Here is a 22870-nt window from a genome sequence, read left to right on the forward strand (position 1 = left end):
ACACGGCGTGTCGCGCACCGGCCGCGCGCAGACGATACGAAGGTATATCGATGCGATGTCCATGGACTGCCGAAAACGCCTGAAAACCCCTGGTTTCACGCACTGACGGCTGGCACCATGCACGCCATCGACGCGGCTGCAGCACGCGTCGTCACTGCGCCGGCCCCGATGGCAGGCGCGCAACTTCACTCCTGTGGCGAGTGCCATGGGTGCGATGCCGATGTCCGCCGCTGCCGGCAGCGAGCGTGCCTCCAATCGCCAATGCGACCGCGGCCGCTGTCGCGCGTCGCTGATCGCGTGTGCAACGCCTTCCCTCTCCCCCGTTCGAGTCACCGCATGTCGTCCCTCTTCCTGCGTTCTACGCTGGCAGCTGCCTGTGTCGGCAGCCTGCTGGCTGGCTGCGGTGCCGCGCCGCCGCCGGCTGCTCCACCGCCGCTGCTGATCCACACCAACACGCAGGTGATCGTGCCGGCGCACTCGCCGTTGCGTGCGAGCCTGCGCGTGCAGGCGGTCCGCAGCCAGACCATCGCCCCGCCGCTGCAGATGCCGGCAGTGATCGAGGTGTTGCCCGAGCGGCTGGTGCGGGTGACGCCGCCCCTGGCCGGGCGCGTTGTCGCATTGCCCAAGACCCTGGGCGACACGGTGCGTGCCGGCGATGTGCTATGCGTGCTCGATTCGGCCGAACTTGCCAGTGCCTACAGCGAGGCCGGCAAGGCGAACGCAACGCTGCAACAAGCGCGTCTGGAACTTGCCCGCCAGAAGGCACTAACCGCAGACAGCATTTCAGCCGAACGTGATCTGCAGGCAGCGCAGCAGGTCTTCGACAGTGCGCAGAACGAGGCGCGTGCAGCCAGCGATCGGCTTGCCCAGCTGGATGTGGCCGCGCAAGCCGCCTCGCATCGCCGCTATGCATTGCGTGCACCCATTGCCGGCCGCGTGGTGGAGCTGAATGCCGCGCCGGGCGGCTTCTGGAACGACACCACCGCACCGTTGATGACGGTGGCCGATATCTCGCAGGTCTGGCTGACCTCCAGCGTGCCAGAGCGCGAGATCGGCCAGGTCTTCGAAGGGCAGCCGGTCATTGCCAGCCTGGATACCTATCCAGGCCAACGCTTCGCCGGGCAGGTGCAACACCTGGACGATTTGCTCGATCCCACCACCCGCACGTTGAAGGTCAGGGTGGCGTTGACTAACCGCGAAGGCCTGCTCAAGCCCGGCATGTTCGCACGCGCCCAGTTTCAATCGCGTCCACAGCAGGCGTTGATGGTTCCCGACAGCGCGCTTTTGCAGATGGGGCTATATACGCGGGTATTTGTCGAAACCGCGCCGTTCGTTTATCGCTCGCGCATCGTGGCCACCGGCCGTGCGCTGGATGGGTATACCGAGATCCTGTCCGGCTTAAAGGCAGGCGAGCGTGTGTTGATCAAGGACGGAGCCTTGCTCAATGATTGAGTCGATCATCACCACCTGCTTTCAGCGTCGTGGCATCGTCTGGCTGGTCTTCGCACTGGTGGCGTTATACGGTGCATGGAGCTGGAAGCAGCTGCCGGTCGAAGCCTATCCGGATATCGCAGATGTCACTTCGCAAGTGGTCACGCAGGTACCGGGCCTGGGTGCGGAGGAAGTGGAACAGCAGATCACCGTGCCGCTGGAACGTGCGTTGATGGGCACGCCTGGCCTGCATGTGCTGCGCTCGCGCAGTCTGTTCGCTCTTTCGTTGATCACGTTGGTCTTCGATGACGGGACGGAAGGTTACTTCGCGCGTCAGCGCGTGCTGGAACGCATACAGGCGGTCACCCTGCCCTATGGCGCGATTCCCGGGCTCGACCCGTATACCTCCCCCACCGGCGAGATCTATCGCTACACGTTGGAATCGAAAACCCGCAGCTTGCGCGAGCTGTCGGACCTGCAATTCTGGACGGTGATTCCGCGCCTGCAGAAGGTGCCAGGCGTGGCCGATGTCACCAACTTCGGCGGTCTCACCACGCAGTTTTCCCTGGCGCTGGAACCGGATCGCCTGACCCGTTACGGGCTGTCGTTGCAGCAGGTCAAGAGCGCCATCACCAGTAACAACGCCGACGGCGGTGGCAGCGTGATGGATCGCGGCGAGCAGAGTTACGTGATCCGCGGCATCGGCCTGCTGCACTCGTTGCAGGACATCGGCAACGTGGTGGTGAGCAGCAGCAATGGCGTGCCGGTGCTGGTCAAGGACCTGGGCGAGGTGCGCTACGACAATGTGGAGCGGCGCGGCATCCTGGGCAAGGACAGCAACCCGGACACCATCGAAGGGATCGCGCTGCTGCTCAAGGACAGCAACCCCTCGGTGGCGCTGCAAGGCCTCCACAGCGCGGTGCAGGAGCTCAACGACAGCGTGTTGCCCAAGGACGTCAAGGTGGTGCCGTATCTGGATCGCACCGCGTTGATCGACGCCACGCTGCACACGGTCAGCGCCACGCTCACCGAAGGCATGCTGTTGGTGTGCGTGGTGCTGTTGATTTTCCTCGGCAGCCCGCGCGCGGCGGCAATCGTGTCGCTGACCATCCCGCTGTCGCTGTTGATCGCCTTCATCTTCATGCACCACCTCAAGATTCCGGCCAATCTGCTGTCCTTGGGCGCGATCGACTTCGGCATCCTGGTCGATGGCGCGGTGGTGCTGGTGGAAAACGTCCTGCGCCTGCGCGAAGAAAACAGCGAACGTGCGTTGACCGCGCACGATGCGATCGACGCCACCTTGCACGTGGCGCGGCCGATCTTCTTCGGCATGGCGGTGATCGGGTGTGCCTATCTGCCGCTGCTGGCGTTCGAGCGTATCGAGTACAAGCTGTTTTCGCCGATGGCCTACGCGGTGGGCGCGGCGCTGATCGGTGCGTTGTTGGTGGCATTGACCCTGATTCCCGCCCTGGCGTGGCTGGCGTTCCGCAAGCCACGCAAGATGCTGCACAACCGCGTATTGGAAACACTGGGGCAGCGCTACCGCGCATTGCTGGAGCGTAGCGTTGGCCGTCGCGGCTGGTTGTTGGCCTGTGCTGCGCTGGCGTTGTGCGTGCTGGCGGTGCTGGGTGGCAGCATTGGTCGCGATTTCCTGCCGTATATCGATGAAGGCTCGCTGTGGCTGCAGGTACAGATGCCGCCAGGCATCACCCTGGACAAGGCGGCGAGCATGGCCAACGCCTTGCGCAAGGCCACGCTGGAATTTCCCGAGGTGTCGTACGTGGTAACCCAGACCGGGCGCAACGACGATGGCACCGACTACTGGACGCCTTCGCACATCGAAGCGAGCGTCGGCCTGCGCCCGTACAGGCAGTGGCCATCGGGCATGGACAAGCAGGCGCTGATCGCTGCGCTCGGCGCGCGCTATGCACAGATGCCAGGCTACACGGTCAGCATGATGCAACCGATGATCGACGGCGTGCAGGACAAGCTCTCCGGCGCGCACAGCGATCTGACCGTCAAGGTGTTCGGCGACGATCTGCAGCAGGTACGTGGCGTTGCCGACCAGGTGGCCGCAGCCTTGCACAAGGTCCCGGGAGCTGCGGACATCGCCGTGGATGTGGAGCCGCCCTTGCCCAACCTGCAGGTACGTTTCGACCGCGAGGCGGCGGCACGCTATGGCATCAACGCGGCCGATGTGTCGGACCTGATTTCCACCGGCATCGGCGGCAGCCCGATCGGGCAGATGTATCTCGGCGAGAAGAGCTACGACCTCACCGTGCGCTTTCCGCAACGGTATCGCAACGATCCGCAGGCGATCGGTGCGTTGCGCTTGCGTACTGCCACCGGTGCCGAGCTACCGCTATCGGCAGTGGCCAGCATCGAGACCACCAGCGGTCAGAGCGTGATCGTGCGTGAGATGGGGAGGCGCAACATCATCGTGCGGCTCAACGTGCGCGGGCGCGATCTGTCCAGTTTCCTGAGCGATGCGCAGGCCACGCTCGCGCGGCAGGTGCGCCTCGACCCGCAACACATGCAGTTGGTGTGGGGCGGCCAGTTCGAAAACCTGCAGCGTGCCCAGGCCCGCTTGCTGGTGGTGCTGCCGACCACCTTGTGCATCATGTTCGTGCTGTTGTTCGGCGCGTTCGGCAACCTGCGCCAGCCAACATTGGTGCTGGCCGCCGTGCCGCTGGCCATGATCGGTGGGCTGGCCGCATTGCACTTACGCGGGATGACGCTCAACGTCTCCAGTGCGGTGGGCTTCATCGCCTTGTTCGGCGTGGCGGTCTTGAACGCGGTGCTGATGCTGGCGCAGATCAACCGATTGCGTCAGGACGCCGGCATGGCATTGCGCGAGGCGGTGGTGGCCGGCGCGGTGAGCCGCATGCGTCCGGTGCTGATGACCGCGACGGTGGCAGCACTTGGCCTGGCACCGGCGATGCTCGCCACCGGCCTGGGCAGCGATGTGCAACGCCCGTTGGCCACGGTGGTGGTTGGCGGGTTGGTCACCGCCACGGTGCTCACGCTGGTGTTGTTGCCATCGCTGTACTACCTGATGGAAGCCTTCGTCGCAACGCGTCGGGGCCGCCAGGAGACAACCGCATGAGACACGTTCGCAGCGCTTTGCTCGCAGGTGCAGTGGCGGTGTCGCTCGCCGCCTGCGCAGTGGGGCCGGACTTTCAGCGCCCCGCTCCGCCCGCTACCGACCGCTACACCGCCAACGCCCTGCCTGCAGCGACCGCAGCCGCCGACGTAGCGCATGGTGGTGCGCAACAGTTCGCACCCGGGCAGGAGGTGCCGGCCGCCTGGTGGCGCGCATTCGGCTCGCCGCAACTGAATGCTGTGGTGGAGCGTGCATTGCGTGCCAATCCTGACCTGCAGGCTGCCGATGCGGCACTGCGGCAGGCGCAACAGACGCTGGCCGCGCAACGCGGTGCCTGGCTGCCGCAAGCAGATCTGCGTGTGGATGCCAGCCGGCAGCGCGACTCGGTGGTTCCGGCGCCGGATGCCGGCATCGACACGCCCTATGCGCTACGCACTGCACAGCTCAGCGTGAGTTATACGCTGGACGTGTTTGGCAGCACGCGGCGGCAAGTGGAAGCGGTGGGTGCGCAGGCACAAGCGCAGCGCGATCAGCGCGATGCGGCGTATCTGAGTCTTACGGCAAACGTGGTCAACGCGGCCATTGGCGAAGCCTCCATACGCGCGCAACTGGATGCTGCACGCGCGCAGGTCGCCATCGCCGAACAGCTATGCACGCTCACCGAACGGCAGCAGACGCTCGGCGCCATCGGTGCAGCGCAGGTGCTGGCCCAACGCACGGCCTTGGCGCAGACACAGGCCGCGATACCTGGACTGGAAAAACAGCTGGAACAACAACGCACCCTGCTGGCGATTCTGGGTGGGCACTTGCCCAGCGACGCCGCTGATGCGGCATTGACGCTGGACACGCTGCAGCTTCCGGCGCAACTGCCGTTATCGCTGCCGTCACGGCTGGTCGACCGCCGGCCGGATATCCGCGCCGCCGAAGCGCAAGCGCATGCTGCCAGCGCGCTGATCGGCGTGGCGGCGGCGGCGCGCTTGCCCTCCATCACCCTGAGCGCGGCCAGCGGCGGCTCTGCGACCAGTGTCGGCCGCATGTTCGCTGCCCGTAATACGCAATGGTCGCTGGCCGGCACCCTGCTGCAGCCGCTGTTCCATGGCGGTGCGCTTGCGCATCAGCAACGGGCGGCCGAAGCGGGCTACGCGCAGGCCATGGCGCAATACCGCAGTGTGGTGTTGAACGCGTTTGGCGAGGTCTCCAATGCACTCACCGCGCTGCAGAGCGACGTGCAAAGCCTGCGTGCATCTGCCGATGCGCAGGCGCTGGCGGAGCGCACGCTGGCGGTGGTGCAACGTCAACAGGCGGCAGGCGCGGTGGGAATGGCCGATCTGCTGCAGGCGCAGCAGGCCTACCAAAGCACGCAGGCGGCCACGGTGCAGGCACAAGCCGCACGCTACACCGACACCGTGGCGCTGTATCAGGCCCTGGGTGGCGGGCCGTGGTGGTCGCCATCGGCACAGACACCCCAGGCCGCGGCACCATGAATCAAGCGCTGTATCCAGCGCCCGTTTTGCGAACAAGGCGCTCTCAGCTGAGACAATCGTCGCCATGCGCATGACCTCTCTGTTCCGCTCGCCGCCGACACGCACCGACCTGCTTGGCATGGTCGGGCTGGTTGCCGGCATGGCGGTGATCTTCGTGGCCGACACCTTCACCGACTACGCGGTGGCTGCGGCCTTGTTCTATACCCTGGTGGTGCTGCTGTCGGTGCGCCTGCTCACGCGCGCGGGCGTGGTGGCGTTGGCGGCGACCTGCATTGCGCTGATCGTGCTCAGCTTCCATCTCACCCCGGCTGGCAGCTACCGCGTGGGCGTGATCAATTCCTGCATCAGCGCGGTGGTGGTTGCGATCACCACGTACCTGGCGGTGCAGATGGAAGCGGCCAAGGCCAGCGCACATGCCGCGCAAGCGCGGCTGCTGCGGCTGACCCGCAGTGGCAGCATGGGCGGGCTGGCCGCGTCGATCGCGCACGAAGTCAATCAGCCGTTGGCGGCCATCGTGACCAGCGGCAACGCCTGCCAGCGCTGGTTGGCGCAACAACCGCCCAACCTGGCCAAAGCCGATGCCGCACTGGAACGCATGCTCGCCGATGCCGGTCGCGCCAGCGCCATCATCGCGCGCATGCGCGCGCTGGCGCGCGGCGAGGCGAGCCAGCGCCAGCCGCTGGATTTGAACCGTACCGTGCTCGACATGATTGCGCTGACCCGTGGCGAGACCGAGCGCCATGCAATTGCGTTGTCGCTGGAACTGGACCCTGCCCTGCCTGCGGTGCTGGCCGATGGTGTGCAGATTCAACAGGTGATCGGCAATCTGCTGCTCAACGCGGTGGAGGCGCTGGCCACTCTGCCGGATGAGGCGCGCAGCATTCGCGTGCGCTCGCACCCCGATGGCGCGTGGGCGTGCCTGTGCATCGACGATACCGGCCCGGGTTTGTCCGACGACGCACTGGCGCATGTCTTCGAAGCATTCTGGAGCACCAAGGACGATGGAATGGGCATTGGCTTGAGCATCAGCCGCACCATCATGGAAGCCAACGGCGGCCAGATCTGGGCCGAACCGGCCGGCACGCGCGGTGCGCGCTTCGGTCTGCGCCTGCCCTTGGCCGCGGCGGAGCGCAGGCAATGAGCGAGATGGCTCCGGTGGTGTATCTCATCGACGACGATGCCTCGATGCGCGCCGCATTGGAAGATCTGTTCGCCTCGGTCGGGCTACAGGTCTATGCGTTCGGCTCCACCGATCAATTCCTGGCGCATGGGCGACAGGATGCCCCCGCTTGCCTGGTGCTCGACATCCGCATGCCAGGCCAGAGCGGGATGGAATTCCACAGGCGCATGGTCGAATCCGGCGTTGCACTGCCGACCATCTTCATCACCGGTCATGGCGATATTGCGATGGGCGTGGAAGCGATGAAGAACGGCGCGATCGAGTTCCTGACCAAGCCATTCCGCGATCAGGCCCTGCTGGATGCAATTCAGGACGGGATCCGCCGCGACCGTGCGCGCCGTCAGAGCGATGCGGTTGCTGCCGAATTGCGTGCACGTTGGGAGTCGCTGAGCAGCGGCGAGCAGGATGTGACGCGGCTGGTGGTGCAAGGCCTGTTGAACAAGCAGGTGGCCGCGCGCTTGCACCTCAGCGAGATCACCGTAAAAGTGCGGCGTGGGCAGGCCATGCGCAAGATGCAGGCCGGCTCGCTGGCCGAGCTGGTGCGTCTGGCGGAACGCATCGGGCTGTGAGGCGCGCTGCGCGACGGGTCGCGCGGGGTGCTTGCTGTGTTGCATGCCAGCGCATGCGCCATCGGCTGATGGCAGCCGCAGTGACGGTCTAGGCGGTTTGCGAGTGCAACCCTCAAGCAACACGGCACGCAGGCAGCGCGTCTACGCCTATCACGGTCATGCGCTGAGCTGATCGCAGCAACGCATGCGAACGCCCAGGTGCATGCCTCACGACTCGCGCGACGCACTTAGAAAAAACGCAAAAAACGCCCCGGCGTGCCGAGGCGTTTTCCAGTGTCACGCATGCGGCAGGCCAGGACTCAGAAGCTCATCCCCCAGGTCGCCTGGCCGCCGTACGCAGTCTGGCCGTCGCCACTGAGTCCTTGCAGCGACAACGCAAATCGGCTGCGCGGCGAGGTGATCAGACTAATGCCCAACTCGCCGATGGCCGCATTCTTGGCCCAGGTGACGCTTTGCACCGAGAACTCCGAGGCGGTGCCGACGAAGCCGGCCGAGCGCTGCACGGAGCGGTCGCCGAAGGCGTGCCGCCAGCCTGCCGACGCGTACAACGCCGCCTTCTGGCCGAGGTCCCAATGCCCACGCACACCCAGCGTGGCAGTGCTGAAGGTATCGCTGGCACTGTCCACCGACAGCGCGGAAATGCCGCCGCGCTCGGTGAAACCGTCGGTCTTCAGACGGGTGTAATCGGCCGCAATGAAGGGGCTGTACACCGCACTCTCGGTGCGCAGATTCCAGGCTGCTTCCAGCGAGACCGTCACTGCGGTTGCGTCGTAGCGGCTGCTCAGACGTTCTTCGAGCACGTCGGGCAACATCACCCGACGCGTGCTGTCGACGTCATAGCTGGCGTAATCCACCGCGCCCTGCAGCGAGAAGGCTGACCAGTCCGCCCGGCCATACACCCCGGCGTGGGTGCCATCCACATCGGCGCGATCGCCCCATTCGCGCGACCAGCTCTCGATGTCCTGGTTGCCTACCGCGACGCCCACCACGCTGCGTTCGCCAACACGGCGTTCCGCACCGGCCATGACGCCATTGTCCTCGCGGCGCACAGACACCGCATTGGCATCGCCATCGACACGGTTGGGCAGACTGCGCCCGGTGATCCATACCATCGTGTCGCCGACCAGCGAGTTCTGGCTGTCGCCACGCAGATGGTTGGCGATGCCGCTGTTGAGGAAGCGACTCTCCAGCAGTGCGGTAGCGGTGCTGGCATGGCTTTCGCCCGAGAGCGATGCGAACGCGGTGCGAATCGCTTCCGGATCGTCTGGCAAACGCACCACGGCTTGATAGATCGGGCTGGTGTTCGGCAAGCCATCCACGGCCGCCGCAGTGGACTGCTGGTTTGGCGTGGTCACCGCGTCCACCATGCCCACGGTGTTGCGACCGAACGTGACCGACAGGCCGGTGGCGGTGGCGCTCATATTCGGCTCGATAAAGGCGTAATCGGAGATGACGTTGGTGAACTGTCCGGTGAGGCCGCCGCTGGCGCTGATCACCGGAATCTCGGTGAACAATGGCAGGTCGGGCGCTCGCACCAACTGCAGGGTGGTACCGGTCGCCACGGTGGCTGCGCCGCCCACCGTCACCGGCGTCACCGCGCCGCCGTCACCGGGCGTGACCACCAAGGTGGAACCCGGCGCAAACGTGGCATTGCCGCCGACGCTGATGGTGCCATCGGTGCCTCCGATGGCCACCGTGCCCGACGACACCAGGCTGCCGATACTGCCGCTGCCGGTGAGCGTGCCGCCCGGGCCCACGGTGACCGGCCCGCCCAACGCAGCGCCCGGATTGGCCGGGTTGCCCACGCTCAGTGTGCCGGCGTTGACTTGCGTGGGGCCGGTGAAGGTGCCGCTGTTTGCAGTGAACAACAGCCTGCCGCTTCCCAGCTTGATTAAGCTGCCACCCCCGAATAGCCGGCCTGTATAAGTGCCTGCATTGTTTTGCAGAAACGTCAACGTGCTGTTGTTGGTGATGTCGCCTTGCAGGCTGGTGGTATTGCCGATCAGCGTACCCGCATTGATGGTGGTGCCGCCCAGATAGCCGTTGGCGCCATCCAAGGTCAGCGCGCCGGTGCCGTTCTTGATCAACGCACCGCTGCCGGTGACGGTGCCGGCGTAGCTCCCATCGGTCGCCTGATCAAACACCAGCACCGCATTGTCGACGATGTTGCCCTGCAGGCTGACAGTGGTGCCGATCAGGCTGCCACTGGCGATGGTGGTCCCGCCGCTGTAGGTGTTGGGCGCCACCAAGGTCAACGCGCCGGCGCCCTGCTTGATCACACTGCCGGTGCCGCTGACCGCGCCGGCAAACGTGCCGTCGGTGGCCTGGTCGAAGATCAACGTGGCGTTATCGACCACGTTGCCTTGCAGGCTGGTGGTAGTGCCGATCAAGCTGCCGGCGCTGATGACGGTGCCGCCGGTGTAGCTGTTGGCGCCGATCAATTGCAGCACGCCGCTGCCAGTCTTTTCCAGCGAGCCAGTCCCGCTGACCGCGCCGGCATACACGCCGCCGGTGGTCTGGTTGAAGACCAACGCCGCGTTGTTGGCGATATCGCCCTGCAGGCTGGCGGTGTCGCCAACCAGGGTGCCGGCCACGATGCTGGTGCCGCCGGTATAGCCATTGGCACCGTTGAGCAGCAAGGCGCCGGCGCCGTCCTTGATCACAGTGCCGGTGCCGGTGATCGAACCGTTGAACACGCCATCGGCTACCTGGTTGAACGCCAACGTCGCGTTGTCGACGATGACGCCTTGCAGACTTGCGCTATCTCCCACCAGCGTACCCGCGGTCAGCGTAGTACCACCGCTGTAGCTATTGCTGCCGTCCAGGGTCAGCGTGCCGGTGCTGGTCTTGATCAACGCACCGCTACCGCTGATGTTGCCGGCAAGCGTGAGGTCGGCCGGGTTATCGACGGTGAGCGCCGCGCCCAGCGTGACCGCATTGCCCAGTGCGGCGGCAACCGCATTGCTCAGCACCGAATCGCCGGTCACCGACAAGGTGCCGCTACCCAACGCGGTGTTGCCGGCCACCGCCAGAGTGCCATCGCTGAGCACCGTACCGCCGGCATACGTATTGTTGCCGCTCAGCGTGAGTGTGGACGTGCCGTTCTTGATCAGGCTGCCGGCACCGCTGATCGCGCCTGTCAATGCCAGATCGTTGCTGCCGGGCAAGCGCAACCCACCCTCGAGCACCACCGCATTGCCGACCGCCAATGCCTGATTGGTATCGAGCGTGGTGCCCGCTGCGGCGGTCAGCGTACCGGTGCCCAGCGCTTGCGCATTGCCCAACACCAGGCTGCCGCCGCCGAGCGCGGTGCCGCCGGTGTAGGTATTGGGACCACTCAGCACCAGCGTACCGGTGTCGAGCTTCTGCAACGTGCCGGTGCCGCCGATGGCGACATCGATGGTGCCGGTCACGCCGGGGTCGACGCGGATGATGGTGTTCGCCGCGTTGGCGCTCAGTGCGCCGCCACCTGCATCGCTCAGCACATAGCCGTCGGTGATGAACTGCATGCCGGTGATGCCTTGGGTGCCCTGCACGCCCACGGTGCCGGCGTTGCCGGCGAAGACCGCAAAGCTGTTCTGCCAGTCGCTGTTGGTCAGCCCATCGATCGAGGTCCAGTTGGTGGTGCCGGCAGTCCACACACCGGTACCGCCATCGGCGCTGCCATTGGCGATGGTTTGCGCGCCATCCCAGAACTGCACGTTGCTGCCAGATGCCAGCAACACCACATTGACCTGCTGCGCCAACGCGGTCTGCAGTGTCAGCTGGGTGGGATCGATCGTGCCCGGCAATGTGCCAAAGCCCATGCCATTGTCGGTCAACGCGCCGGTGTAATCGATCAAGCGATACACGCCGGTGCCGAAGCCGCCGATGTCGGTGATGTTGAGCGTGCCATCCAGCGTCAGGTTGCCGTTGACCGCCAATACCCCGGTTTGGCTGGGGATACCCAGGAACGCATCGAGCGTGGCATTGGGCGCCATGCTCAGGCTGCCGGTGGTCAACAGCGAGCCACTGGTCACCACCAGACGACCACCGTCGTTCACCGCAACCGCAGCGTCGACCACGCCGCTGCCGCTGAGCGTGCCGCCGGCGCCCACCGTGACGCCACCGGTACTGCCCAGCGTGCCATCCACATCCAGCGTGCCGGCCGTGATCTGTGTGGTTCCCCCAATCGCGCTGGTGCCGGTGAGTTGCACGGTGCCGGTGCCGACTTTTTCGAGATTGCCGGCATCGCTCAACGCACCTGCAAAGGTGCTGCTTGTGTTGTTGACGCCCACTTGCAAGGTGCTGCCGCCCAGGATCGCGACATTGCCCAAGCCAGTGACGCTGTTCAATGCGGTGTTGCTGCCGAGCGAGAGCCCAGCCCCTGCCGCGACATCCACGCTGGCAGTGCTTCCCAATGTGCCGGTGGCAGAGGTGGCAAGCACGCCGCTCTGTACCGACACCGGTCCACTGAACAGATTGCTGCCCGACAAGGTCAAAGTGCCCAGCCCGGTCTTGGTCAGCGCGCCCGCGCCCGTGAGCACGCCGGTCAACGCCAGATCGTCGGCACTGGCGATGGTCAGGTTGGCGCCCAGGTTGACGTTGTTGCCCAGCGCCAAGGCGATCGCATTGCTCAAGGTCGCATCGCCCAGTACCGACAGGCTGCCTGCACCGAGTGCGGTGTTGCTGCCCACCGCCAGCGTGCCGGCGTTCAATACGCTGCCACCGAGGTAGCTGTTGCCGCCATCCAACGTGAGCGTGGAGGTGCCGTTCTTGATCAAGCTGCCGGCACCGCTGATGGCGCCTGTCAATGTCAGATCGTTGCTGCCGGGCAAGCTCAACCCACCATCGAGCACCACCGCGTTGCCGACGGACAATGCCTGATTGGTATCGAGCGTGGTGCCCGCTGCGGCGGTCAGCGTACCGGTGCCCAGCGCCTGCGCATTGCCCAACACCAGGCTGCCGCCGCCGAGCGCGGTGCCGCCGGTGTAGGTGTTGGGACCACTCAGCACCAGCGTGCCGGTGTCGAGCTTCTGCACACCGCCGATGCCGGTGATGGCCACATCGATGCCGGCCGTTGCGCCCGGGTCTACGCGGATGGCGGTCAGCGGGTCCGTCACCGCCAGTGCGCCCGCGCCGGCATCGGTCAACCGATAGCCATCGGTCACGAACTGCAGGCCACCGATGTTCTGCGTGCCCTGTACGCCCACGGTGCCCGCAGCACCGGAAAATACCGCGAAATCGCCCTGCCAGGTGCTGTTGGCGCTACCGTCCTGGCCGGTCCAGTTGGTGGCCGCACCCCAGGTGCCGGCACCGCCATCAATGGTGCCATTGGCCGTGGTCTGCACACCGTCCCAGAACTGCACGATGCTGCCCGGCGCGGTCACCACCAGATTGAGTTGCTGGCCGATGGCCGTCTGCAAGGCAAGCTGGCTGATATCCACACTGCCGGGAAACAGCCCGATCAGCATGCCGTTGTTGGTGAGCGCGCCGGTGTAGTCGATCAAGCGATACACACCGGTACCGAAGCCGCCGATATCGGTGATGTTGAGCGTGCCGTCCAGGGTGAGATCGCCATTGACTGCGAGCAAGCGGGTTGCGCTCGGCGCGCCCAACGCCACATCGACGAATGCGCCCGGTGCCAGGGTCAACGCACCCAGACTCAACGACGAACCGCTGGTCAGTGCGAGCCGGCCGCCATCACTGATGGTCACGGCAGCGCCCACGTTACCGGCGGTGCCGGTGCCGGTCAGCGTGCCGCCCAACGCCACGTTCAACGCGCTGGTGCCGAGGCTGCCGACCACATCGAGCGTGCCCCCGCTGACCTGCGTGGTGCCGCCAATCACGCTGTTGGCCAGCAAGCGCACGGTGCCGGTGCCTACCTTGTCCAGATTACCGCCGCCGCCCAGGCTGCCGGCGAAATCTCCGCCGCCCAGTTGCAGTGTGGCGCCGGCATCGGTATCGACGCCGCCTGCACCGCTGAGCGCGGTGATCAAGCCACCGTTGGTCAGATTCAACAGCGCGCCTGCTGCGACATCCACATTACTGGCGTTGCCGAGCGAGGCAGCAGTGCTGGCCACCACGGTACCCGCCTGGATGGCCAGCGGGCCGGTATAGCTGTTGGTGCCGCTCAAGGTCAGTGTGCCGAGGCCGGTCTTGATCAGATCGCCGCCACCACTGATGGCGCCACTGGCCAGCATGTCTGCGGCGTTATCCACCGTCAGCGCGGCGCCCAGTGCGATATCGTTGCCCAGCGCCACAGCGACCGCATTGCTCAATACCGAATTACCGAGCACCGACAGGCTACCGGTGCCAAGCGCATTGTCGGCTCCCAGCGCAATGGTGCCTGCGGTCAGGCTGGTACCGCCGCTGTAGCTGTTGCTCGCAGTGAGCGACAGTGTGGTGGTGCCATTCTTGATCAGGCTACCGGCGCCGCTGAGGGTGCCGTTCAAGGCCAGATCGTTGCTGCCAACCAGCGTCAGTGGAGCATTCAACAAGACGTTGTTGCCCACCGTCAACGCGGCGGTGGTATCCAGTTCGGCAGCGCCGCTGACCACTAAGCCGCCCACGCCGAGCGCGTCATTGTTGCCAAGCACCAGTTGCCCTGCATCCAGTGCAACGCCAGCGCTGAAGGTGTTGGCGTTGCTCAACGTCACGGTGGCGTTGCCCTGTTTGTTGAGGCCGCCGATGCCGCTGATGACACCGTTGAGCGCAATATCCTGTGTGCCTGGCAATGTCAGCGTGCCATTCAACGCGACTGCATTGCCCAGCGCCACGGCGGTGCTTGCATCCAATGCGGTACCGCCTGCGGCGGTCAAGGTGCCCACACCCAATGCCGTATCGCTGCCCACCAGCAACGCCCCGCTCTGCAATTGCAGCCCACCGCCCCAGGTGTTGTTGCCGTTGAGAGTGAGCGTTTGCGTGCCGGTCTTGATCAAGCTGCCGGCGCCATCGATCACGCCATCGAGGGTGAGGTCCTGTCCATCGATCGTGAGCGCGCCATCCACGGTGACCGCGTTCTGCAGGGTCACTGCGGTGGCGGCAGTGAGCAGCGTGCCGTTGCCGGCAGTGAGTGCACCGCTGCCGAGCGCGGTATTGCTCCCCACCACCAGCGCACCATCGTTCAACAGCGTGCCGCCGGCGTAGACGTTGTTGCCGTTGAGTGTGAGCGCACCCGTGCCCTGCTTGACCAGGCTGCCGGTGCCGCTCACGGTGCCGGTCAGGCCCAGGTCGTTGTTGCCGGTCAACGACAGCGCACCATTGAGTACCACATCGTTGCCGACCGTGGCCGCCGCGGTGGCCTGCAGTTGCGTGCCGCCGGCTGCCGTCAACACGCCGCTGCCCAATGCAGCACCGCTGCCGATCAACAGGCTGCCCGCGTTGAGATCCACGCCGCCGTTGAAGGTGTTTGCGCCAGTCAGTGTCAGCGCCGCAGCGCCATCCTTGATCAAGCCACCGGTGCCGCTGATGCCGCCGGTGAGGGTGAGGTCCTGGCCGCCACCGAGTTGCAGATCCGCATCCAGCACTACGCTGTTGGCCACCACGCGTGCCGCGGTGCTATCGAGCAGGCCGCCGCTCACGCTCAGGCTACCTGCGCCCAGCGCGGTATCGCTGCCCAGAATCAGGCTGCCTGCAGTCAGGCGGGTGCCGCCCACGTAGGTGTTGTTGCCGGTCAGGGTCAGGCTGGCCGGGCCGAGTTTATCCAGGCTGCCGGCGCCACTGATGGCACCGGTCAGCGTGAGCGCATTGCTGCCGCCGACATTGAGTTGCCCTGCCAGTGCAATTGCATTGGCGAGCGTGCTCACCACTGCGGTGTCCAACGTCGTGCCTGTCGCTGCGGCCACTGTCCCGCTACCGAGCGCGGTGTTGCTTCCCACCGTGAGCTTGCCGGTATTGAGTGTGGTGCCGCCGGCATACGTGTTGTTGCCGCTTAGCGTGAGATCGCCGCCGGATTTGACCAGACTGCCGGCACCGCTGATGGTGCCGCCCAGCGTCAACGCGGGCGCGCCGTTGAGCGTCAGAGCGCCGGCGCTCAACGTCACGGCATTCGTCAGCGTGGCGGCGACCGTGTTTTGCAAGATCGCAGAGCCGGTGACATTCAACGCACCGGTGCCCAGTGCGGTGCCGCTGGCTAGCTGCAAGGTGCCGGCATTGAGGCCGGTGCCACCGGTATACGTGTTCAAGCCGCCCAGCGTCAGCGTCCCGCCACCGAGTTTGTTCAATGCGCCGGCACCGCTGATGGTGCCGGTGAGATTCAGTGCATTGCCGCTACTGCCTACGCCCAACGTCCCGGTTAACGCAACTGCGTTGCCCAACGTTGCCGCAGCGGTGGCATCGAGCTGGCCACCGCTGGCGGTGAGTGTGCCGGCGCCCAATGCGGTATTCGAACCGACCACCAACCGCCCGGCGCTGAGCGTGGTACCGCCGGTATAGGCATTGGAGTTGGTCAGCGTGAGATCGCCGATGCCGCTCTTGATCAAGCTGCCGGCACCATTGATGGCACCGCCGAGCGTGAGCGCCTGCGTGCCGGTCCAGTTCAACGGCGCAGCAAGGTTGATGCCATTGGTCACTGTCAACGGCGCAGTCGTGCTGAGGCTGGATGCTCCGGTGACATTCAATGCGCCGGTGCCCAATGCGGACGCAGTACCCAGTTGCAGCGTGCCCGCTGCCAGCGTGGTGCCGCCGCTGTAGGTATTGGAACCGCCGAGCGTCAGCGCGCCGGCACCGGTTTTGTTGACGCCACCAACGCCGGCCAGCGTTCCGCTCAAGGTCAGCGCGTTGCCGCTGGCACCCAAGCCCAGCGTGTTGGTCAATGCGAAATTGTTGGTCAGCGACAGCGGCGCAGTGTTATCCAGCAAACCGCCTGCTGCAGTGACGGTGCCAGTGCCGAGCGCACCAGAAGTTTCCAGCAGCACGCTTCCTGCGCCCAACGTGGTGCCGCCGCTGTAGGTATTGCTGCCGCCCAAGGTCAACGTACCGGTGCCGACCTTGTCGAGCACCCCGGTGCCACTGACCGTGCCACCAATCCGCAGCGCATTTGCACCGCCTATCCCAACCGTGTTGCTCAGCGAAAATGCATTGGCCAGGTTCACCGAAGCACCAGCCAAGATGCTGCCGCCAGATGCGGTGACGGTGCCGGTGCCCAACGCACTGTTGGTGCCGACCGTCAATGCGCCACCGCTCAAGTTGACGCCGCCGGTAAACGTGCTGGTCCCGGTCAGCGCCAGTCCGCCGGTGCCGGTCTTGGCCAACGCACCGGCACCGGTGATCGGGCTGCCGATGGTCAGGTTATTGGTGCCCTGCACGGTCAGCCCGCCTGCGCCCAGCGCAACCCCATTGGTCGGTGACAGCGTCAGGCCCGCAGCCGTGGCTTGCAGGGCGCCGCCGTTGGCGGTGATGGTGTTGCCCAACTGCGCGGCATTGGCGAACTGCAGCACGCCGCCATTGAGCGCGCTGTTGCCGAAGTTGCTCGCGCCCCCAACCGCCCACGTGCCGCTGTTGACGCGCAAATTGCCGAAATTGATGTATTGCGCGGTGCTCAACGTCCCTGTGCCGGTGCTGCCGCTGCCGGTACCGACCGCCGAATTCTGCAGGATCAGCGTGTTGTTGCCGCCCAGGCCGCCATCCACCACGCCGGTTTGCGCAAAACTCAGCAAACCGCTCGGGCCGAGCAACTCCAAAGCAAGTCCTGCCCCGCTGTTGACGCTGCCGCCCGTCACGGCAGTGAAGCTGTTCGTGCTGCTCGCACCCATCGAAACACTGCCGTTGATGGCGCCCGAGTTGACGAACGTATTGCCGGTGACCGAACTCTGAAAGCCGACCCGCCCGTTGATGGTGCCGGTATTGACCGCGTTGACGGTGCCTCCACCGGTCACCGCGATCACTGGCGTGTCCGGCCCCAGAATCGACAGCCCCAGCAACGGACGGCTATCGATCACGCCGGCATTGTTGATCTGCACCGTGCCGTTGTTGGCCGACGTCAGCCCAACCGCCATGCCGTCGAGATTGAGCAGATTGGCGCCAAGCAAACCGCCGGTGCCGAAGATCGTGCCGCCGGCGAGATTGTTGAAGGAAACTACAGTGGATGTGGCACTGCCCATCGTCACGCCGCTGCTCAGCACCGAGAGCAGCCCAAGCACAGAGGGGTCGACGGTGCCTGCATTGTTGAGGGTGGGATTTGTTCCGCTCAAGGCGATGGCCGTACCGCCGACGAGACCGGCGGTCATCTGGCTGCCGGACGCAATATTCACGGTCAGGTTGCCGGCACTGCTGGCGAAACTGTTACTGGTGACGGGCGTCCCCGAGCAAGTGACCGTCACGCCCGCTGTCGGGATGGCTGGCGTGCACGCACCCCAGGCCAGCATCGGTGCGGCAGCCCCCACCGCCAGGACCACCAAGGCGGGCAATTGACGACGGGTAGCGCCGGGCTTGCGGCGTCGACGCACCAATTCATGCGTCACCACCCAATTGCCAATGGCTGCATTCCAGACCAGCGCAAATGCTCGATTCATTAAATTTCCCCTAAGTACCGCCCAGAGACCGACGCGTGCCCATGCACGCGCCTCCAAAGACAGGATTGGAATAACGGTAGAGCCGGTTTAAGGCAGCAGTGCCGCCTCAGAAAATTGCCATCAAGAACAAAAGAAGCACCGAAAAAATGAATCGATCGATCAATACCACTACTAAATCGCCCCTTTCCTAAATTAATAGGCGAAACGATCTACCTGAAACTGTGCTGAATATCACCAACCTTAAACTCGCTCATAACATAAGCGGAATTTGCGGACTGGTTTGCTCGCGCTCGTTTATCTCGCTTTACCGACTCATCCGTAAAGGCAAATATTGAGGTGCGCTACGATTCACACAAAGACATATTTATCAACCATCTGCGCGCAACTGGGCAGCATGAGCGTGAATCATCTGAAGCAGACTGATGCGCATGTGAGGCTATATCGAACCTGTAAAACAATCGTTTTCAACGAAAAACCGCTGGACGGCAAACTCGACAATTCCCACCTTCTACGCGCCAGCAAATTTATGAGCTCGCTTTAACGATTAATACCAATTCCCCATTCGACATCGAACGGCAGAGTGCGCCATGTGTATATCGCGGACGCGACAGCAGATTTTATTGTCGGGACTGCTATGCAGATGAACGTTTGTAAAAAATGTCGAAGACGATCAGGCGCGGCACGCAGTTTGCGTAGATCTCGCCACCTATCGATGACCGTGGTTTGTTTCTAGTCGCAGTGCAGGCAGTATGTGATCTCCAACACGGAACCTGACGAGATGACGCTTGCCCTGGACGACAAACTGCAAGATCGCCACTTCGACTGGTCGGGTGTGCCGATCGATCTGGGCGGCATGGAGCCGCTGGAACAAATCGCACGATTGCTCTGTCATGCCTTGGTTGCGCCGGCTGCCGCGCTGACGATCACGGAAGGTGGCCGCTTGCGCGTGCTGGCAGCGCGTGGCATCAGCAGCAATCATGTCGAGCAGGCGATTGCCGTGTGCCAACAGGTTCCGGCGGCGCCCAATGGCGTGGCTGAGTTGATCGAACACGCTGCGCTTGCGCAGATTCAACTCGGCGATGCCGCGTTCCCCGGTTTGCCTGCACGCTTTATCGCCTGCGTGCCCGTGGGTGCGCCGCAGACAGGCATTTCCGGGACGTTATGCTTGATCGACACCCGCGAGCGCCGGCTGGCAAGCCAGGAGCATCAGCAACTGCTGATGTTTGCCAATGTGGCGGCCGCACAGCTTGAACTGCAGTTCGGTGCCGGCCGACGCGAACCGCATAGCGGCTTGCTCAATACGCGTCAGTTGCAATCGGATCTGGATGCCCTCGCCTTCGGCAGCCACTGCGTGCCCACCATTGCGGCCTTCATCGAGGTCTACGACACCCAGGCCGCCAACGAGGCGCGCCAGGCGCTGGGCATGCAGCCGCTGGAAGAATTGATCCGTCACGCCAGCTACGTGTTGACGTGCGCCTTGCGCGGCAAGGCCATCGTGTACCACGTGGCTCCCATGCGCTTTGCGTTCTTTCTCCTCAACTCCGCACCGGATGAGATGGAAGACCTGCTGCTGGATCTGCGCGACATGCTGCACAAGCCGGTGGATGCCGCCGGCGTCCCGATGTCGCTGACCTTTCATGCCGGTGTGGTGCGCTTTGCCCCGCAGCAACCGGACACCAACGATGTCATGCGCAAGGGTCTGGTGGCATTGGGCGATGCCATCAACAACCATACCATCGTGTGCTGGTATAGCGCATCGCACGACGATGCGATCCAGCGCTCCTACCGGCTGGCGCTGGATGCCGAAAAAGCCTTGGAAGCCGGCGATTTCAGGCTTGTATTCCAGCCACGCATCGATCTTGAAGATCTATCGGTGACCGGCTTCGAGGCCTTGCTGCGCTGGCATCACACTAATCTCGGCCCGATCGGGCCGGACGAGTTCATCCCGCTGTTCGAAAAAACGGCGCTGATGTGCACGGTCACCAATTGGGTGATCGAAAGTGCGCTGGCGCAGCTGGCGCAGCTGGCGCAGTGGCGTGCCCAGGGACTGGATTTTTCGATCTCCATCAATCTGTCGTCGCGCGATTTCGGCGACATCAATCTTGCTGCGAACGTGATCGACCGGTGCAGGGAGCTGGCGATTCCCACCGCACGCATCGAGTTGGAAATCACCGAAGGCCGCTGGCTGCGCAGCAATGTCGAAGCGGTGCCGCGGCTGCGCGCATTGCGCGACGCAGGCGTGAGCGTGGCCATCGACGATTTCGGCACCGGCTACAGCAATTTCGGCTATCTCACCGAACTGCCGGTCAATGTGCTCAAGCTGGACCGATCGTTGGTGACCGGCATCGCCAACAAGGCAGGCATGCAGATGCGTGCGGAAGCGGTGGTGCGCCTGGCCAATGCATTGGGCTATCGCACCGTGGCCGAGGGCATCGAGCATGCCGACGAAATCGCCTTGCTGCGCAGTTGGGGATGCGATGAGGCGCAGGGGTATCTGCTCGCCAAACCCATGGAGGCGCACTTGGTGGCCGAGTACGTCAAACAGACCACAGCGTTCCAGCGTCTACCCTGAAGGTCCGGCGCCGTGGTGTTGCCAGACATGCACACCACCACGCGAGTTTTTCACGATGCATGCGCGGTCCATCGCGCTGCAACGCACACGCAACCTGCAATGCAGCAATGACCCCATCGCTCAACTGAGATCGTGCAGGTCCTTGCCCAACGGGGCGCGCAATGCCCAGTCGGAGAAACGCACTTTCAACCCGGCGCGCTCCGGCGTGCAGCACATCGGCCCGACCAGATACTCGCTTGCCACCGGGAACGGACACAGCCGCACCAGCGGCCAGTGACGGCCGTCCGCAGAGACCTGCAGGCGCAGCACACCGTCGGCGACCGTGGCACGCATCCAGAAATCCTTGGAGTCGGCTTCGTACGGAGCAGTGGCCCAATCCGACACCGGGTTGGTCAATACGCTGCTGAGCATGGCACGCCCGTCGCTGAGTTCGATCCCGGCCTTGATCCAGTGTTGCTCGTCCACGCGCACCATGATGCCCGCCTGGTCGTACAACGCTTCGTACTGCGCTCGCACGCGCAACTGCGCGGTGAAGCGCGCGCCTGCCTTGATGCCAAGGAAATGCCCGCTGTCGCGGGTGAACCCGTAGTGCGTCTTGCGCCAGAAGTCGGTCGCTTGGTCGGTCACCACATCCAGCCTATCGCCACCGATATCGACTGTGTTCGGCCGGTTGAGCCACGTGCCGGCCTGCCAGTTGCTGTCCTGCGCCATCGTTTCCCCCGGTTTGCTCTGTTGTGCAAACGCGCTGCCAGTGAACGTCATCCCGACCATGCCACCCAGCACGCGCCTGCATGTGCCCTTGACTGCATCATGTTGCATCGACTGCGCTGCTGCGACTGCCGGCTGCGTAGTTCATGTGGTGTACGCGCAAGGCCACATGCATGCCTGTCTCATCTTCGCCATGCGTGCAGCGCAAGACCGCAGTTAGACGCTGAGCAGTTGCGGACCTGCATCGCGCGCAACTGCGACATACCAAGAGAATCTGGACCGAATCTGCATGCGAGCAATGGCGTGCAGATGCCTGCTGGCCCAGCCTTGCTGGCTACGAACCATCTGCCCTATCCCCAGCCCTGTGCCAATGCGTAGTCGATTGCCGCACAGATCGCCGCCACCTGCGCCGCATTGCATTGTTCGGGTGTGGCGCGTGGTCTATCCGGATAGACCTCGGTGGTTGTGCGATACCGGGCATCGGTGACACCAGCGCACAAGCCCAGCCGCCGCACCGGGTAGTTGATGACGCCATGCCCCGCCACCGGTGTGCCGATGAGCTGCCCATCCGCATCGGCAGGCGCGATGTGCGTCACCTCTGCCACCGCGGCGATCACCGCCTGCTGGAAGGCAGGCTGCGGGTCTTCGCTGTCGCCGACCAGATAAAAACCGTCAGGAATGCTCCCGGGCACGAACGTCGCACCGTCGCGCGCCGCCAAGGCGGGACGAAACTCGCTCTCATCGCTATCGGTGGTTTCGTGCAAATCGATATGCAGCAGCATCTGCCCTGTGGTTGCGGCCACCAAGCGCATCAGTGCAGCCGACTCTTCGGCAGGACTGTTGTCGCGGAATGCGCGATTCGGATCCAATGCGTGGGCATTCCAGCGCTGGATGCGCTCATAGCCCCAGGGGTTGATGCACGGCGCCACCAACAAATTGCACCTGCCCGCGTAATCGGCAGCACGCTGTTGCAGGAATTGCAGCGCACCTTGCACGCCGCTGATTTCGTAGCCGTGCACGCCGCCTGTGACTAAAACACACGGCAGTCTGTCGTCCCACTCGGCGCTGCGCAGTGCGAGCAGCGGATAGTCCCCTTGCGCGTGGGCAATGGTTCCGTACTGCACGCGTTGATAACGTGCAGCCAATGCGGCGACCTGTTGCACGACATCGTCCGCATAGCTGCGCTGCTGCAGCTGGCGTGCGCGCCACACGGCGCGCTCCGCTTCACCCCATGGTTGCCCGGGCATGCCGATCGGATAGGTTGCGTTGGTCGTCATTGCAGAAACCACGTGCGAAGAGAGCGCCAAGGGTAAGCGCTCTGCGCGCAGAA

At 64.5% G+C, this 22870-nt stretch carries 9 protein-coding genes; 6 read left to right on the plus strand and 3 right to left on the minus strand.

The genetic code is table 11. The annotated features are described in order from the left end of the window. Positions 1 to 336: 336 nt before the first annotated feature. The 5 genes from XBLMG947_RS08485 (at position 337) to XBLMG947_RS08505 (ending at position 7767) form a co-directional block, all read left to right on the plus strand. A complete protein-coding gene (locus tag XBLMG947_RS08485) occupies positions 337 to 1452 on the plus strand; it encodes an efflux RND transporter periplasmic adaptor subunit (protein WP_065467719.1) in 1116 nt (371 codons plus the stop codon). After that, entirely contained in the window at positions 1445 to 4537 is a 3093-nt protein-coding gene (locus XBLMG947_RS08490) for an efflux RND transporter permease subunit (RefSeq protein WP_065467722.1), read from the plus strand. Before XBLMG947_RS08485 ends, XBLMG947_RS08490 begins: the two co-directional genes overlap by 8 nt. After that, complete coding sequence (locus tag XBLMG947_RS08495; protein WP_065467724.1) at positions 4534 to 6018, plus strand: efflux transporter outer membrane subunit; 1485 nt, start codon at positions 4534 to 4536, stop codon at positions 6016 to 6018. Before XBLMG947_RS08490 ends, XBLMG947_RS08495 begins: the two co-directional genes overlap by 4 nt. A gap of 118 nt (positions 6019 to 6136) precedes the next feature. After that, complete coding sequence (locus XBLMG947_RS08500) at positions 6137 to 7159, plus strand: sensor histidine kinase (RefSeq protein WP_065467908.1); 1023 nt, start codon at positions 6137 to 6139, stop codon at positions 7157 to 7159. After that, the gene (locus tag XBLMG947_RS08505) at positions 7156 to 7767 is read left to right on the plus strand and encodes a response regulator transcription factor (protein WP_065467726.1); all 612 of its coding nucleotides are present in this window, start codon (positions 7156 to 7158) and stop codon (positions 7765 to 7767) included. The genes XBLMG947_RS08500 and XBLMG947_RS08505 overlap by 4 nt, the downstream gene beginning before the upstream one ends. Before the next feature lie 299 nt (positions 7768 to 8066). On the opposite strand, the gene XBLMG947_RS08510 is transcribed toward XBLMG947_RS08505, so the two are convergent. Next, a complete protein-coding gene (locus tag XBLMG947_RS08510) occupies positions 8067 to 18260 on the minus strand; it encodes an autotransporter-associated beta strand repeat-containing protein (RefSeq protein ID WP_065467727.1) in 10194 nt (3397 codons plus the stop codon). A 751-nt stretch (positions 18261 to 19011) separates the two neighbouring features. On the opposite strand from XBLMG947_RS08510, the gene XBLMG947_RS08515 reads away from it, so the two are divergent. Then, positions 19012 to 20832 (plus strand): EAL domain-containing protein, encoded by a 1821-nt coding sequence (locus XBLMG947_RS08515; protein ID WP_065467729.1) that lies wholly within the window; start codon positions 19012 to 19014, stop codon positions 20830 to 20832. A gap of 120 nt (positions 20833 to 20952) precedes the next feature. Here XBLMG947_RS08515 and XBLMG947_RS08520 read toward each other — a convergent pair whose 3' ends face one another. Both XBLMG947_RS08520 and XBLMG947_RS08525 read right to left on the minus strand, forming a co-directional pair. Further along, positions 20953 to 21651 carry a DUF1349 domain-containing protein gene (locus tag XBLMG947_RS08520; RefSeq protein ID WP_065467732.1) on the minus strand — a complete coding sequence of 233 codons (699 nt, stop codon included), beginning with the start codon at positions 21649 to 21651 and terminating at the stop codon, positions 20953 to 20955. Positions 21652 to 21890: 239 nt separating this feature from the next. Then, entirely contained in the window at positions 21891 to 22817 is a 927-nt protein-coding gene (locus tag XBLMG947_RS08525) for a M14 family metallopeptidase (protein WP_065467910.1), read from the minus strand. Positions 22818 to 22870: the final 53 nt, after the last annotated feature.

Source organism: Xanthomonas bromi (assembly GCF_900092025.1).
Lineage (GTDB): Bacteria > Pseudomonadota > Gammaproteobacteria > Xanthomonadales > Xanthomonadaceae > Xanthomonas > Xanthomonas bromi.

Coding starts and splice junctions, on each gene's coding strand:
- XBLMG947_RS08490 (WP_065467722.1), top strand. CDS start 1,445: ATGATTGAGTCGATCATCACCACCTGCTTTCAGCGTCGTGGCATCGTC.
- XBLMG947_RS08510 (WP_065467727.1), bottom strand. CDS start 18,260: ATGAATCGAGCATTTGCGCTGGTCTGGAATGCAGCCATTGGCAATTGG.
- XBLMG947_RS08495 (WP_065467724.1), top strand. CDS start 4,534: ATGAGACACGTTCGCAGCGCTTTGCTCGCAGGTGCAGTGGCGGTGTCG.
- XBLMG947_RS08525 (WP_065467910.1), bottom strand. CDS start 22,817: ATGACGACCAACGCAACCTATCCGATCGGCATGCCCGGGCAACCATGG.
- XBLMG947_RS08505 (WP_065467726.1), top strand. CDS start 7,156: ATGAGCGAGATGGCTCCGGTGGTGTATCTCATCGACGACGATGCCTCG.
- XBLMG947_RS08485 (WP_065467719.1), top strand. CDS start 337: ATGTCGTCCCTCTTCCTGCGTTCTACGCTGGCAGCTGCCTGTGTCGGC.
- XBLMG947_RS08500 (WP_065467908.1), top strand. CDS start 6,137: ATGGTCGGGCTGGTTGCCGGCATGGCGGTGATCTTCGTGGCCGACACC.
- XBLMG947_RS08520 (WP_065467732.1), bottom strand. CDS start 21,651: ATGCAACATGATGCAGTCAAGGGCACATGCAGGCGCGTGCTGGGTGGC.